General features: G+C 72.8%; 14 protein-coding genes. All 14 read right to left on the reverse strand.

Annotated features, from left to right (window positions below; all coding sequences use genetic code 11):
• Nucleotides 1-575 (reverse strand): DUF3667 domain-containing protein (locus tag VF647_26395; protein HEX8455639.1); only part of this gene is annotated, 575 nt, incomplete at its 3' end.
• Complete coding sequence (locus VF647_26400) at nucleotides 559-861, reverse strand: MliC family protein (GenBank protein ID HEX8455640.1); 303 nt, start codon at nucleotides 859-861, stop codon at nucleotides 559-561. The genes VF647_26400 and VF647_26395, both read right to left, overlap by 17 nt.
• Nucleotides 862-1373: 512 nt before the next feature.
• Nucleotides 1374-3281, reverse strand: coding sequence for an ATP-binding protein (locus VF647_26405; protein ID HEX8455641.1), 1908 nt, complete (start codon nucleotides 3279-3281; stop codon nucleotides 1374-1376).
• On the reverse strand, nucleotides 3278-4627 hold the full coding sequence (locus tag VF647_26410) for an ATP-binding protein (protein ID HEX8455642.1): 1350 nt from the start codon (nucleotides 4625-4627) through the stop codon (nucleotides 3278-3280). Before VF647_26410 ends, VF647_26405 begins: the two co-directional genes overlap by 4 nt.
• Nucleotides 4624-5967 (reverse strand): sensor histidine kinase, encoded by a 1344-nt coding sequence (locus tag VF647_26415; protein ID HEX8455643.1) that lies wholly within the window; start codon nucleotides 5965-5967, stop codon nucleotides 4624-4626. The genes VF647_26410 and VF647_26415 overlap by 4 nt, the downstream gene beginning before the upstream one ends.
• Nucleotides 5964-6989, reverse strand: coding sequence for an ATP-binding SpoIIE family protein phosphatase (locus tag VF647_26420; protein HEX8455644.1), 1026 nt, complete (start codon nucleotides 6987-6989; stop codon nucleotides 5964-5966). Before VF647_26420 ends, VF647_26415 begins: the two co-directional genes overlap by 4 nt.
• Nucleotides 6980-7408, reverse strand: coding sequence for an anti-sigma regulatory factor (locus VF647_26425; protein HEX8455645.1), 429 nt, complete (start codon nucleotides 7406-7408; stop codon nucleotides 6980-6982). Before VF647_26425 ends, VF647_26420 begins: the two co-directional genes overlap by 10 nt.
• Complete coding sequence (locus VF647_26430; protein HEX8455646.1) at nucleotides 7365-7772, reverse strand: STAS domain-containing protein; 408 nt, start codon at nucleotides 7770-7772, stop codon at nucleotides 7365-7367. The genes VF647_26425 and VF647_26430 overlap by 44 nt, the downstream gene beginning before the upstream one ends.
• A 5-nt stretch (nucleotides 7773-7777) precedes the next feature.
• Nucleotides 7778-8644: an STAS domain-containing protein gene (locus tag VF647_26435; GenBank protein HEX8455647.1), complete on the reverse strand. Its 867-nt coding sequence runs from the start codon at nucleotides 8642-8644 to the stop codon at nucleotides 7778-7780.
• Between the two features lie 91 nt (nucleotides 8645-8735).
• Nucleotides 8736-8987 (reverse strand): hypothetical protein, encoded by a 252-nt coding sequence (locus VF647_26440; protein ID HEX8455648.1) that lies wholly within the window; start codon nucleotides 8985-8987, stop codon nucleotides 8736-8738.
• Between the two features lie 368 nt (nucleotides 8988-9355).
• Nucleotides 9356-11509 (reverse strand): PAS domain-containing protein, encoded by a 2154-nt coding sequence (locus VF647_26445; protein HEX8455649.1) that lies wholly within the window; start codon nucleotides 11507-11509, stop codon nucleotides 9356-9358.
• 65 nt (nucleotides 11510-11574) lie between these two features.
• Complete coding sequence (locus tag VF647_26450; protein ID HEX8455650.1) at nucleotides 11575-12861, reverse strand: hemolysin family protein; 1287 nt, start codon at nucleotides 12859-12861, stop codon at nucleotides 11575-11577.
• A 170-nt stretch (nucleotides 12862-13031) separates the two neighbouring features.
• Nucleotides 13032-14024 (reverse strand): hypothetical protein, encoded by a 993-nt coding sequence (locus VF647_26455; protein ID HEX8455651.1) that lies wholly within the window; start codon nucleotides 14022-14024, stop codon nucleotides 13032-13034.
• Nucleotides 14025-14307: 283 nt separating this feature from the next.
• The coding region (locus VF647_26460) for a cation:proton antiporter (GenBank protein HEX8455652.1) at nucleotides 14308-15230 on the reverse strand (923 nt) is incomplete at its 5' end.

The following is a 15230-nucleotide window of genomic DNA, read 5'->3' on the forward strand; positions in this document are numbered from 1 at the left end:
ACGGGCGGCATCAGCAGGAGCATGAAGGCGATGGCGTGCGTGGCGAATACGAGGTGCTGCACGAGGAAGCGCCGCGGACGCCAGAAGACCATCGCCACCAGGAGCGCGAAGACGGGCACCAGCAGAAAGGCCAGCGACCGCGCGTGGGCATCCACCGCGGCGTCGAAGATCGCGCGGTACGCCTCCAGCTCCATCCCGCGCCGCGCCACCTCGGCCATCACCCACGGCTCCACCAGCGGGCTGTAGGGGGTCTGGCTCAGGTGGATATGCAGAGGCGAGTTGAGGCCGTTGAAGCCGATCAGCGGCTGGGTGAAGAAGAAGAAGACGCTGCAGAAGAGGAGGATCTGCTGCGGCCGCAGGTACTCGTCGCGGCGCGGCGAGAAGTACGCCGCGGTCAGCTCACCCGGCTGCACGAGGAGCGCGCGGAACGAGCGCACGAAGCGCGAGTCGGCGTTCGTGACGACTTCAAAGAACTCCACCAGGTAGCGGCGGAGCGAATAGTCCCGGGTGTCGGGCGGGGGCGGGTTCGGGCGGGGTGCGTTCAGCGGTTCGCGGCGGTCAGGTGGCGCAGCCATGGTACACGCGCTTGCCGTTCCGCTCCAGCGTGGCGGTGTCCGCGTTCACTTCGAAGCGCAGCCCTCCCGTTTCGTAGCTGTCGCCGGTGCCGGCGCGCACCTGGGTGAGCGTGATCTTGTCCGTATCGCCGGGAAGCAGGAGGCGCACGCCGCCGTCCTGGAACCACGCGGTGATGCGGACGCCGCCTTCGCAGGTGAAGGTGACTTCGTTCTGCCGGGAGTCTTTGACGTTGGTGCACGCGGCCAGCAGTGTCACGCACGCCCCCACGATCCATCGACCACTCACTGCGTCCTCCAGGGAATCGGACCCGCCGCCCCGGAGCCGCCGGGGAACCATCCTCCTTCGGCAAACAGCGAGCCCGCGCGACGGCCGTCGCCGGATCGTTACGAACCGGAGCGCGTGGAATGGTGCGCATCGCGTGGTTTGGGGGATGCGCGGGGCACGGGCAGCCACGTGGGGCGGCCCCTACGGGATCGGTGTGCGGCGCAGGGGTCGCGGCCGGGGCAAGGGTGGGCAGACACGCAGGTCTGCCCCTACCGGCATTGGGGTACGACGGCAGGGCGCGGCGAGACGCAGGGCACGGGCGCGATAAATCGCGCCCCTACAGGGCATCTGCGAAGCGCGCGCGGAGTTCTCCCCCTCACCCGCCCTGCGCCCCCGCAGGCGGGGGAGGGGGCCGGGGGGAGGGGGCCCTCCGCGGCACCAAAGTCCGCCCCCTCTCTCGATAACAGAGGGCGCAGCCCTCTCCTGTTATCGGGAGAGGGGGCAGTCGAGTGTAACGAGACGGGGGTGAGGGCCTACGGCACCAGCGGTATCCGCACCGTGAACGTGCTCCCCTCGCCGACCGTGCTGGCGACCTCGACCGTGCCGCCCAGCATGTCCACCAGGTGGCGGGTGACGCTCAGGCCGAGGCCGGTGCCGCCGGCGCGGCGGATGGAGGACTGCTCCACCTGCCAGAAGGCGTCGAAGATGCGGCCCTGCTGCTCCGGCGCGATCCCGATTCCCGTGTCCGAGATGCGCAGCACCGCCTCGTCGTCCTCCGCGCGGACGGCGAGGCGCACCTCGCCCGCCTCGGTGAACTTGACGGCGTTGGAGAGGAGGTTCAGGAGGATCTGCCTCACCTTGCCGGGATCGGAGACCACCCACAGCGGATCGGCGGAGGTGTCCACGGGGAAGCGGAGATCCTTGCCGCGCGCCATCGGCTCCACCATCTCCGCCGTGTCGCGGGCCAGCTCCGCCAGGTCGAAGCGCTCCACGCTCACCTGCTCGCGCCCTGCCTCGATGCGCGAAAAGGTGAGGATCTCGTCGATGAGCTGCAGCAGGTGCCTTGCGCTGGCGCCGATGCGGTTGAGCTGCTCGCGCTGCGCATCCGTGAGGGGGCCCGCGACCTCGGCGTCCAGCAGGTCGGCGTAGCCCAGGATGGCGTTCATGGGGGTGCGCAGCTCGTGGCTCATGGTGGCCAGGAACTCGCTCTTCGTCTCGCTGGCGTCCAGCGCGGCCGTGTAGAGCCGCGCGTTGTCCACGGCGAGCGCCACCCGCCGCGCCAGCTCGCCCAGCGCCTCCGCGTCCGCACGGTCCAGGGTGCGTCCGGAGGGGCCGGTGGCGATGCGCACCGATCCCAGCATCTCGCCGCGCGCGATGAGGGGGGCTGCCAGGTACGAGCGCACCCCCGGCAGCTCGCCCGGCCCCAGCGCCAGCGTCTCGCCGGCCGCCAGGCGCTCCTCCAGCGCAGCGGGGAGCGCGGGGAGCGCGGGGAGCGCATTACGGTCGGGCGCGGAGGCCACCATCCGCTCGCCGCCCTCGAAGGGGTGCAGCTCCAGCGAGAAGCAGTCGGCCAGCAGCGGCACGGCGAGCTCGGCGAGGCGCGCGGGCATCCGCTCGGCTTCGAGCGACGCGGCGAGGACGGCGCCGGCGTCGCTCAGGAAGCGCTGGCGGTCCTCGGCGCGGCGGCGGTCCTCCACGTCCGTGCAGAGGCCGACCCATTCGCGGATCTCGCCGCCGGGCTCGAACACCGGCACCCCGCGCGCCAGAAAGGTGCGGTAGCCGCCGTCGCGCATGCGCAGGCGGTACTCCGTGTCGTACGTGCCCTGCTCGCGCACGGCGTCGTCCCACGCCTGCGCGGTGCGGGGGCGGTCGTCGGGGTGCACCGCGTCCAGCCATCCCCATCCCAGCAGCTCGTCCGTCGACTGGCCGGTCAGGTCGCGCCAGCCCGGGAGGTCGGTCGATAGGCGCCCCTCCGCGTCGGTGGTCCACACGACGTCCGCGGTGGCCGAGGCGAGCACGCGCAGGCGCTCCTCGCTCTGGCGCACCACGCTCTCCGCCTCGCGCACGCGCAGCAGGGCGCGGATGGTGGCCAGGAGCTCGCGCGGCTCCACGGGCTGCGCGAGGTACGCGTCGGCGCCGCCCTCCAGACCCAGCGCGCGGTGCTCCGGGTCGCGGTAGGCGGCGGACATGTGCAGGAGGGGGATGGTGGCCGTCTCGGGGTCGGCCTTGATGCGCCGCGCCACCTCGAAGCCGTCCACGTCCGGCAGGTTCACGTCCAGGATGATGAGGTCCGGGCACTCCCCGGCCCGCGCCAGCGCCTCCGCACCGGTGGTCGCCTCCAGCACGCGATAGCCGGCCTGGCGCAGCACGCGCGAGGTGGCGTACAGCGCGGCCGGATAGTCGTCCACGTTGAGGACGGTGAGGGTACGCTCTTGGGTCATCCCTGCGCCGCGGGCTCGGTATAGGTGAAGGGGATGACGAGCGAGAAGACCGATCCCGCCCCCGGGGTGCTCTCCACGCCCAGGTCGCCCCCCAGCAGCACGGCCAGCTTGCGCGAGAGGGGAAGCCCCAGCCCGCTCCCGCGCACCCGCCGCTGCAAGTGGCTCTCCACCTGCGCGAAGTCGCGAAAGATCCGCTCCCGGTCCTCCGGCGCGATCCCGATTCCCGTGTCCGCCACCCGGAAGACGACCGTGTCCTGGGCGGGCCCGCGCGCGGCGGAGATCCGCACCTCGCCCCGCTCGGTGAACTTGAGGGCGTTGGAGATGAGATTGCGGAGGATCTGCGCCACCTTGGCCTCGTCGGTGTGCAGATCGGGGAGGTCCGGCTCCGCCTCCCACACCAGCGGCGGCGCCTTTTCGTCGATCAGGGGGCGGAGCATGGCGCGCACCGCGTTGTACACGTCGTCCACCGTGAACCGCGAAGGGCGCACCTTCACCTGCCCCGCGTCCATGCGCGACGCGGCCAGCAGGTCGTCCACCATGTCCAGCAGGTCGCGGGCGGAGCGGCGCACGAACCCCACCTGCGTCTCCTGCTCCTCGGTGAGCGGGCCGTCGGTGCGGGCCAGCAGCAGGCCGCTCAGCGCCAGGATGGAGTCCAGCGGCGTGCGGAACTCGTGGCTCATGTACGACAGGAACTGCGCCTTGAGGTCGTTGGCCTGCCCAAGCTGCTCGGCGCGCTGGTCCAGCTCGGCGTAGAGCGCCACCACGCCGCGGTTGGTGTCCTCCAGCTCGCGATTGAGGCGCTCCAGCTCCTCCTTGCGCTCCTCCAGCGCGGCGAGGGCGCGCAGCACTTCGCGGTTCTGCTCGTGCAGCTCGTGCACGGGCTCGGGCGGGGCCGCCCGCACCAGCTCCGCGGCGATGCGCGCCACCTCCGCCTCGGCCAGCCGCGCGCCGGGCGGGAGACGCATCGACATCACGACCGTCGTCCCACGCCCCTCCGCCGTGTCGATGCGAAAGGTGTCCATCAGCCGCCGCGCGCCCGTGATCCCCGCGCCCAGCCCGGTGGGCGAGGCGTAGCGCCCGCCGAGCACCTCTTCCAAGTGGGGGATGCCGGGGCCGCGGTCCGCCACGCGCACCGCCAGCGAGCCGTCCGCCACGAACAGCTCCACCGTGCCGCCGCCCGCGTAGCCGTAAGCGTTGCGCGCGATCTCGCTGACGGCGGTGGCGATGCGGGTGGCGTCCTGCCTCTCGAAGCCGGCGCGCTCGGCGGCCTCGCGGGCGCGGCGGCGGGCGATCACCACGTCCTCCTCGCGCAGCAGCGGCAGCGACAGCAGCGGAAGCTCGCTCACGGGGCGACCGGAAGGGTGAAGTGGAAGATGGCGCCCTCGTTGGGTGCGCTGGTGACCGAGAGCATTCCGCCGTGCGCCTCCACGATGCCGCGTGCGATGCTGAGCCCCAGCCCCACGCCGCGGCGGTCCGCGCGCCCCGCCTGCCAGAAACGGTCGAAGGCGCGCTCCACCTGCTCCGCGCTCATCCCCGGCCCCGTGTCCGCGACGGAAAAGCGCACCGCCCCCTCCGCGCACGCCGCGCCCAGCGTGACCGCGCCGCCCGCGGGGGTGAACTTGACGGCGTTCCCCGCCAGGTTCGCGAACACCTGCAGCACGCGGTCGCGGTCCGCCAGTACCGCCGGCAGCGTGCCCGCGCATTCGGTGAGGAGCTCCACGCCGTTCTCCTCCGCGGGGCCGCGCATCACCTCGGCCGCGTCGGCAAGGAGGCCGGGCACCTCCACGGGCGCCACGTCCACCGCCAGGCCGCCGGATTCGATGCGGGTGACGTCCATCAGGTCCTCCAGGAGGCGGTTTGCGCGGCGCGCGGCGCGGTGCATCACCCCCACCTGCTGCCCCTGCGGCGTCGCGAGCACCTCCGCGGGGAGCGTGTCCAGCAAAAAGGCGGCGGCGGTGATGACGCTCCCCACCGGGTTGCGCAGGTCGTGCGACACGATGGCGAGCACGGCGTCCCGCGCGCGCGACGCGGCTTCGGCGCTCCGGCGGGCCTCGGCCTCGCGGTCCGCGCGGTCGCGCAGCTCGGCGTGCAGGGCCAGGACGCCGCGGTTCGTCTCCTCCAGCTCCGCGTTGAGGCGGGCCAGCTCGTCCTGTCGCTCCTCCAGCGAAGCGAGCAGGCGCAGAAGCTCCTGGTTCTGCCTGCGCACCTCGGCCGCGGCGTCGTGCGACACCTCGCGCGCCAGCGTGTCCGCCGCGCGTTCCAGCGCCGCCTCCGTGGGCGCGGCGCCCGCGGGAAGGCGCTTCGCCATCGTCACGACGGTGCCCGTTCCCGTCGTCTCCACGGCGAACGCGTCCATCAGCCGGCGCGTGCCCGTGAGCCCCACCCCCATCCCGGTGCGCGAGCGGTAGCGCCCCGCCAGCACCTCGTCCAGATGCGGGATCCCCGGCCCTCGGTCCGCCACGCGGATGGCGAGCGAGCGCACGTCCCGCTCCTCCCTCACGCCGATCTCCACCGTGCCGCCGCCCGCGTACGCCTGGGCGTTGCGCACGATCTCGCTGACCGCGGTGGCGATGCGGGTGGCGCCCTGTGCATCGAACCCCACCAGCAGGGCGGCGTGGCGCGCGCGCTGGCGGGCGAGCACCACGTCCTGCTCGTCGCGCAGCACCAGCGACCAGAGCGGGGTCACGGCGTGCGGCGGACGACCACCACCGTGGCGTCGTCCGTCTCGCGGCAGAAGTCGCGAAAGAGGACGCCGGCCACCAGCGCCGGGTCGCGCCCGGCCAGCCCCGGGTAGCGCGCCATCGACCAGCGTGCCTGCAGGCCGTCCGAGTGCATCACCACCAGCCCCCCTGCGGGCCAGGCGTAGGTGAACTCCTGCACGCGCCCCACGTGGTGGCCGGCCGTGCCGTTGTGCGACACCATGCTGTGCTCGCGCTCGCCACCCGCCACGCTCCCGGCGATGTTCCCCACCCCGCAGTAGCGGATCTCGCCGCGCGCCGCATCCAGCAGCGCCACCGCGATGGCCGCGCCGCGCGTGGGGCGCAGGGCCGCGTGGATCGACTCCACCATCTGCACCGGCGGGTCGTCGGGACGAGCGCGGAAGACCCTGACGGCCTCCATGGAAGCCTCGGCGGCGCCGGGGCCGTGGCCCAGCCCGTCGGCCACCAGCAGTACGCCGCCGCCCTCGCGCGGGACGAAGGCCCAGTTGTCGCCGCACACCGTCTCGCGCGGCTTGGAGAGGTGCACCGCCGCCACCTCCAGCGGCACGGGCGCCGGCTCGGTGCCGCGCGGCCAGAGGCGGGCCAGGATCGCCGTGCCGATGGTTGGAAGGGAGTGGATGTCGAAGCGGTCCGCCAATCGCGAGATGGCGCCCAGCCCCGTGCCCGGCGAGCCGGCGGTGGTGAAGCCGTCGCGCAGCGCCTGCCCCACGTTGGCGATCCCCGCCCCGCGGTCCAGCGCCAGGATCTCCATCCCCAGCACCCCGCCCTGCACGCGCGGCTGGGCCAGCAGGCGCCCGCCGCCGGCGGTGTGCTTTACCAGGTTGCCGGCCATTTCGGTGGTCACCAGCGCCACGCGCCCGGCGTCGGTCTCGTCGAAGCCCAGCCCGTGCGCCAGCCGCTGGAACTGGCGGCGCGCGTCGCCCACCTGGCTCTCCTCCTCCACGCGCACCAGGCACCCGCAGCGCGTCTCCATCGCCGCTACTTCCACTTGGTTCCCGTGATGCGCGTCCCCTGCCCCGCCGCGGATTCGATCTCCATCTCGTCCAGCAGCCGCCTCGATCCGCCCAGCCCCAGCCCCAGCCCGCCGCCGGTGGTGAAGCCGTCGCGCAGCGCCTGCTGCACGTCCGCGATGCCGGGCCCGCTGTCCTCGAAAACCATGCGCAGCCCCGTGCGCGGCGGGCGGTCGACGGTCTCGATGCGCATCGACCCGCCCCCGCCGTAGACGAGGGTGTTGCGCGCGAGCTCGCTGGCGGCGGTCACGATCTTGGTCTGGTCCACCAGGGAGAAGCGCAGCTCCACAGCCCGCGCGCGCACGGCCTGGCGCGCGGCCACCACGTCGGCGTCGCTGCGGATGGCGTACGCCTCACTCCCCGGCGTCAGCATCGTCATCGCCGACGTCGCCGTCATCCTCCTCCTCCGCCAGCGCCACGCGCAGCAGCTCCATCCCCCGCTCCACGTTGAGCGCCGTGCGCACGCCGGGGAGGGAGAGGCCCAGCTCCACCAGGGTGATGGCGACGGCGGGCTGCATCCCCACCACCACCGTCTGCGCGTCCAGCACGCGGCTCATGGCGGCGATGTTGGCCAGCACCCGCCCGATGAACGAGTCCACCACGTCCAGCGACGAGATGTCGATCAGCACCCCGCGCGCGCCGCTCTGCGCGATGCGCGTGGTGAGGTCGTCCTGCAGCGCCAGGGCGAGCCGGTCGTGCATGTCCACCTGGATCGTCACCAGGAGGACGCGACCCATCTTGAGGATCGGGATGCGCTCCATGCGGGTCAGCCCTTGGCGGGGCGCGTGACCCGCCACCCGGTCTGGCGCAGCGCCATGAGGATGGCGTCGGCCAGCGTGGCCTTGGTGGCGGCGCCGTGCAGCTCCACCCCCAGGTGCACGATGGTCTGCGCGATCTGCGGCCGGATGCCGCTGATGATGCAGTCGGCCCCCATCAGCCGCGCCGCCGCCACCGTCTTCAGCAGGTGCTGCGCGACGAGGGTGTCCACCGTGGGCACGCCCGTGATGTCGATGATGGCGACGGTCGCCTCGGTGTCCACGATGCGCTGCAGCAGGCTCTCCATCACCACCTGCGTGCGCGCGCTGTCCAGCGTGCCGATGAGCGGCACGGCCAGGATGCCGTCCCACAGCTTCACCACGGGGGTGGAGAGCTCCATCAGCTCCTGCTGCTGCCGGTGGATGACCTCCTCGCGGCTGCGCTGGAAGACTTCGGTGGTGTGCAGCCCCAGCCGGTCCACCAGCGTGGTGACGCCCCGCAGCCCTTCGTGGTAGCGCGCCACGTCGTCGCCCGCCGCCGCGCGCAGCCGCTCGAAGAGGGGGCCGCGCAGCGAAAAGACGAAGGTGGCCGTCTCGGAGGGCGTGAACCCCTTGAGCGCCCGCGCCCGCGACACGCGCCCCAGCATCTCGCGGAGGGGCGCCCAGCCGGGGCTGTCGGGATCCGCGGGCCCGCCGCTGCGCAGCGCCTCGCGCAGGAGCTGGAGGAACTCGCCGGACTGCTGGCGGAGCTCGGCCTCGGTGATCAGGTCCGGCCGCGTGTCCGGCGAGGCGAGCTGCTCGGCGATCCACGCCTCCTGCAGCCCGTGCGGGTCGCTCGTGAGAAGGTCCGTGACGATCTGCGTGGTGCTGCTGTCCATGGCTGCGCCGGGGGATACGTGTTGGCGGGCAAAGAGATTGGGATGCTCCGCGGCTGCGCAGGTTCGCAAGGATGAAGCCGGGCGCGCGGGCCTACCCTCGGGCCGCTTCGATCTCCTTGAGCAGCGCCTCGTCGTCCATCCCCTCTTCCCAGTCGCCGGGGAGCTCCAGCTCGGCGGTCTGCGCGCCGCCGCTGGGGGTGCACACCACGCGGAAGCGGTCCCTGGCGCCGTCCACCCGGGCGGCGTCCTTGTTCCCCGATTCGTCCGCGCTCTGCGCCAGCCCGGCGTACGCCTGCACGCACGTCCACCGCAACCCATCCGCATCCGTGACTTCGCGTGGCATTCCGTCTCCATGGCCCGTGTGTTTTTCGATTCGTGCGGCGGCGGGTTTGCGAATCGCGGGCCAGGGGACAGCGGGCGGGATGGCACGGGCAGCCACGCGGGGCGGCCCCTACGGGCGTCTGTGCCGTATGCGGGGGTTGAGGTCGGGGCGAGGGCGGGCAGACCCCGGACGGGTGGCGGTGCGGGATGCGGGGGTCGCGGTGGCGGCGAGGGTGGGCAGACACGCAGGTCTGCCCCTACAGAATCGGTTTGCGGTGCGGGCGAGGGTGGGCACGATGAATCGCGCCGCGACGAGGTGCCGGCCGGGGAGGAGTGCACCCTTTCCCCCGCTTGCGGGGGAGAGGGCCGGGGAGAGGGGGACCCCGCCGTCTACCCCAGCGGCACGCGCACCGTGAACGTGCTGCCGCGGCCCAGCTCGCTTTCCAGCTCCACGTCGCCGCCCAGGAGGCGGGCGAGGCGGCGGGTGACGCTCAGGCCCAGGCCCGTGCCCCCGGCCGTGCGCGTGGTGCCGGCGTGCACCTGCCAGAAGGGGTCGAACACCTTTTCCAGGTGCTCCGGCGCGATCCCCGGGCCGGTGTCCGATACGCGGAAGACGGCCTCGCCGCCCACCTCCACCAGGGTGAGCTGCACCTTGCCCGCGTCGGTGAACTTGACGGCGTTGCCCAGCAGGTTGAGCAGGATCTGGAGCAGCTTGCGGCGGTCGCTCACCAGGGTGCCGGGCTCCGTGGGGGCGTGGCACTCGAAGGCGATCCCTTTGGCGAGCGCCAGCGGCTCGGTGAGCGCCTGCGCCTCGTGCACGAGCGTCGTGAGGTCGATGGGCCCGGGGTCGACCCGCTCCTCCCCCGCCTCCAGCCGCGAAAAGGTGAGGATCTCCTCGATCAGCTCCAGAAGGTGGCGGCCGCTGAGCGCGATGCGCCGCACCTGCTCCTGCGCCGCGACGGGGATCGGCTCCGGGATGCCGGCCAGGAGGAGCTCCGCGTACCCGATGGTGGCGTTGAGCGGGGTGCGCAGCTCGTGGCTCATCGTCGCCAGGAACTCGCTCTTGACGCGGTTGGCGCGCTCGGCCTCGGCGCGGGCGCGGTGCTCCGCCTCGTACAGCCGGGCGTTGTCCATCGCCACGGCGGCCCATCCCGAGATCCCAACGGCCAGGTGCTCGCTGCGCTCGGTGAAGCGCCCCGGCTCCGAATGGCCGAAGAAGAGGCCGCCCACCACCTCCCCGGTCCGGCTGATCACCGGCACGGCCAGGTAGCTGCGCACGGGGAGATGCCCCTCCGGCATCCCGCGGTAGGGGGCGTTCTTGCCGTAGCGCGGGTCCTGGGTGATGTCGTCACTGCGTACCACCCCCTCGCCGTGGAAGGTGGGGCCGAACACCTCGGTGGAGCGCGGCATGGGGAAGCGCGAGAACTCCTCGCGCGGCACGCCCGAGATGGTGTACAGGGTGTACGACTCGCCGCGCTCGCTCACCACGTTGTAGAAGAAGGCGCCGAACTGCGCCCCCGTCAGCTCCGTGGCCGCGTCGGTCACCACCTGGACGATGCGCTCCAGCCCCAGCTCGCTGGCGAGCGCCTGCCCCACGCGGTGCAGCGTCTCCACGGTGGTGGCCTGCTCGCGCCGCTCCCGCTCCGCGCGGTGCAGGTCGGTGACGTCCATCCCGATGAACCCCACCCCGCTCACCTCCCCGTCCGCGCCGCGCACGGGAAAGTAGTTGAGCAGCACGGCGCGCTCCTCGCCGGTCGCCAGGCTGGGGACCACCGCCTCCAGGTTGTGGATCGGCTCCCCCGTCTCCATCACCTGGCGGAAGTTGGCCTCCACGCGCGGGGCGTACGCGGGGACGACCTCGTGCAGCGTCTTCCCCACCACCTGCTCCCGCTCCAGGCCGTAGAAGGCGGCGAGGGCGGCGTTGATGCTGCGGTAGCGGAGGTCGCGGTCCACCAGCGCGGCGGGGAGGGGCGCGGCGTCGTTGAAGGCGTCGAGCGCGGCGTGCGCCTCCTGGGCCAGGCGCTGCACGCGCTCCACCGCCTCGGCGCGTTCCAGCAGCTCGCGGTTGGCGCGCGCCATCTCCTCGTTGGCCGCGGCCAGGTCGCGGATCAGGCGCTCGCGCTCCGCCCGCTCGCGCCGCTCCTCGCTGATGTCGCGCGCCTCGATGATCGTCCCCACCGTGCGCCCGCCCTCGCGGATGGGCGAGGCCGTGAAGGCGACCGGGTAGAAGTGCCCGTCCCTGTGGACGAAGACCTCCTCCCCCTGCTCGCGCATGTTCTGGGGAAAGGCCCGGTCGATGGGGCACTCCTCCAGCGGGTAGGGGGACCCGTCCGGACGGGTGTGGTGCACGTAGTAGTGCAGCTCCTTCCCCTGCAGCTCGTCCAGGCGGAAGCCGGTGAGCCTTTCCGCGGCGGGGTTCATGTACGAGCAGCGCTGGTGCTCGTCCATGATGAAGAGCGCCAGAGTGGCATTCTCCGCCACCGCGTCCAGCTGCCGGCGGTAGAACTCCGCGCTGCCGGAGGGGGTGGGATCGGGTTCGGTCACGAGTAGCGGCTCGGGAACGGGAGGGCGTTCGCTGGGACGGAGACAACGCCGTGCATGATCCGTTCTTACGCCACGCCGCCGGCCGGGGCCACCAGCACCTTGTCGACGCGCGGCCCGTCCATGTCTACCACTTCCAGGCGCAGCCCCTCGCTTTCCACGTACTCCCCCACGCTCGGGATGCGGCCCAGCCGGGTGACGATCAGCCCGCCGACGGTGCGGTAGCCGACGCGCTCCTCCTCGCGCCGCTCCTCCAGCCCCATCGCCTCGCGGAAGTCGTCCACGGACATCCCCGCGTCCACCAGCCAGCTGCCGTCGTCGCGCCGCACCACGTGCGGATCGGTGGGGGCGGTCTCCCACGCCACGTCCTCCATCAGGTCGTCGCGGGTGAGCACCCCCTGCACGCCGCCGTACTCGTCCACCACGACGGCGACGCCGGCCGGGCTCTCGCGAAAGAGCTCCAGCATGTGCAGGGCGCGCGTGTTCTCCGGCACGAAGAGAGGCTGCTGCAGCGCCGCCTGGATGTCCATCGCCTCGCCGCGCACGGCCTGCTCCCACAGGTCGCGCACGCGCACGGCGCCCGCCACACGGTCCAGCCCGCCGCGGCACACGAGGTAGACGTCGCTCGGCTGGGCGATCATGCTGGCGCGCACCGCCTGCTCGTCGTCCACTTCGTCCAGCCAGGCGACGCGGTGGCGCGGCGTGTGGAGGTCCGCCACGCGCCGGTCGCCCAGCCAGAAGACGCGCTCCACCAGGTCCTGCTCCGCCTCGTGGATGACCCCGGACTCGGTGGCCTCTTCCAGCAGCGCGGCCACGTCCGCGTCGGTGACGGCGGCGTCGGTGTTCTTGGTGACGCGCAGCACGCGCAGGACGATGCGCGTGGAGAAGGTGAGGACCCACACCAGCGGCGCCGCCACGCGCGACAGCAGGTGCATGGGCGCGGCCACCATCGCCGCGATGCGCTCCGGGTGCCCCAGGCCGATCTCCTTGGGCACCAGCTCGCCGATGATGAGCGACAGGTAGGTGATGGCGAGCACGACGATGCCGAACGCGAGCCCTTCCGCGTACGGCGCCAGGAGCGGCACGCCCGCGAAGTAGCGCGCCAGCGGCTCGGAAAGGCGAGCCCCGCCGAAGGCGCCAGCCAGCACGCCCACCAGCGTGATCCCCACCTGCACCGTGGCCAGGAAGCGCGACGGCTCCTCCGCCAGCGCCAGAGCGCGGCGGGCCCCCGGGTCGCCCGCCTCGGCGCGCTGCTGCAGGCGCGTCTTGCGGGCGGAGACCACGGCGATCTCGCTCATGGCGAAGACGCCGTTGAGCACCAGCAGGGCAAGGACGATCAGGACTTCGGAGGCCATGGCCTTGGTGTGCTTCCGGGACGGCGAACCGCGGTCTCACGCGCGGGCGCGGAGACGCGGGAGAAAGCCACGGATGTGTTGTGGTTCCCCGGAATCTGCGCCCGTCTGGTTGGATGTCAACCGACGGCGCTCACCGCGGGCGGATGTGCTCCATGGCAGCTTCCGCGGTTTCAGCGCGGAAGGTTGCAGACGAGGCGGGCCAGGGTGGCCGGATCCTTTTTCTTGACGCCCTCGCTGGTCAGGTGCACCACCCCGCCCTCCCCGAACGCCACCGCCTCCCCCTGCGCCTCCTTGAGCGGCGCGAGGTCGTAGCGCAGCGGCTCGGCGGCCGCGCCCGACGCGAGGTTGCCCGCGCGGTAGAACGACACGGAGCGCAGCGTCCGCAACGCCACCCACCCCTCCGCCGACGCCGCCGCGCCGGTGATGCGGTCGGAGCGCTTGCCCTGCGCCGGGGCCAGCTCGCGCACCCGCTCCAGCCGGCTCACCGCCCCCGCCGCCATCTCGCGCGGAAAGCGGTACACCGCAATTGGCCCCGTCTCCCCCTTAGTCACCACGAAGACGCCGCCGTCCCCCGTCACGAAGAGCGCCTCCGCGTCGTGCGGCCCATCGGGGTAGGTGGCGTGGAAGGCCTCGGCGGGGCGCGTGGCGGCGTCCCCCGGCGCGGGCATGGGGACGCGGTAGACGGTGATGCGGGCGCGCTTCGCCTGGTTGTCGCCGATGTCGCCGACGTACAGACAGCGCCCGGCCGGGCAGGGGCCTTCCGCGACGTCTTCCCAGTCCTCCACCACGGCCCCGGTCACGCGCACGGACCCGCGCGGCAGCCCGTCCATCCCGACCGCCACGAGCACGGGCTCGCCGGAGTCGTTGTGCGTCCACAGCACCCCGCCCCCCGCCGCCACGCCGCTGGACTCGTGCACCGTCATCGGGAGCGCGATCCCCGCCGTATCCACGCGGCAGAGCCCCCCCGCCCCCGAATCCCGCTGCGCCACCGCGATGGCTGGCGCGCGCGCGGCACCGGCGGGCGCGGAGTCCTTGCTCGCGGTCGCCCGCGTTCTGCGGCCGGAGGCCTCGTGTCCCGTGAGCCACGACCCGCCCATGCCCACGACCACCATGAACACGCAGAGCGCCAGGAGCGACCGAAAGAGCGGAAAATCGCTGGGCATAGACCTCAAACCGCCGGGTGAATCATGATGTGTCCAAGGCCCTGCCTGAGCCGGGCGAGTGAACTCGCGGCAACAACAGCACAAAGTCCGCCTGCGCGGACTCCCCGGCCAAATCTCGCGTTACTCCAGCCGGCTTCAGCCGCCTTCGCGTCGTTCCAGCCGGGGGCTTCAGCCCCCGGCGACCAGCCGCCGGAACCAATCTCCGCCGCCCGCACAGATCGAGCCCCCGCAACCTGCGAAGGCAGGTTTCCCGCAGTCGTTGCAGCGGTTTCAACCGCCGGTATCACCCACCGCCGCCCGTCTCATCGAACCCCGCCAGGTCCGGCCGAAAGCCACGCTCCTCCAACGAACGCGGCTCGCGACGGGGATACACGCGGCGCGCGATCTCCGGCGCGAGCCGCAGCCCCACCGTGCCGACGAGCGACAGCGCGAGCACGAGGAGAGCGATCGTCGCGCCGACATCCGCGAGCCCCACCGTCACGGCGATGCCGGCCAGGAGGATGGAGAACTCGCCGCGCGGCACGAGGGTGAGCCCTAGCGCCAGGGCATTGCGCTTGGGCAGTCCGTCGTGCCGGCCGATCCACATCCCCACGCCCACCTTGAGCGCCACCCCCAGCACCGCCAGCACCAGCGCCGGCAGCCACACCCCCCCAAACGTGGCCGGGTCCAGCGAGAGCCCGAAGCCCAGGAAGAAGACCGCCGCGAACAGCCCCTGCGGCGGCCCGAACAGGCGCTCGGCGCGCTCCTTGTGCTCCGTCTCGGCCAGCAGCAGCCCGGCGAGGAAGGCGCCGATCGCCTCCGACAGCCCCGCCGCCAGCGCGCCCCACGACAGCAGGAGCACGATGCCGCCCGTCAGCAGTAGGAAGAGCTCGTCGTCCTCCAGGTCGAAGAGGCGGTCCAGCAGCGGGCGCGCGTACAGCGCCAGCAGCACCACCGCCCCAAAGAACGCGGCCGCCTTCCCCATCCCCCAGAACGCGGCGGCGGCGCTCGGCTCGTCCGCGAGCACGGCGCCGGAGAGGACGGCGAGGAAGAGGGCCATGAACAGGTCCTCGAACACCAGCACGCCCAGCGCCACCTCCGTCTCGGGGTTGGCGGAGCGGCGCAGCTCGATGGTGCTCTTGGCGATGATGGCGCTGGAGGAGACGTAGAATGCCCCCCCGAGCAGCAGCGCCCCCGCCCACCCGCCCCCCACCCAGAGCCCGATCA

The sequence above is a fragment of the Longimicrobium sp. genome (genome assembly GCA_036387335.1).
Taxonomy (GTDB): domain Bacteria; phylum Gemmatimonadota; class Gemmatimonadetes; order Longimicrobiales; family Longimicrobiaceae; genus Longimicrobium.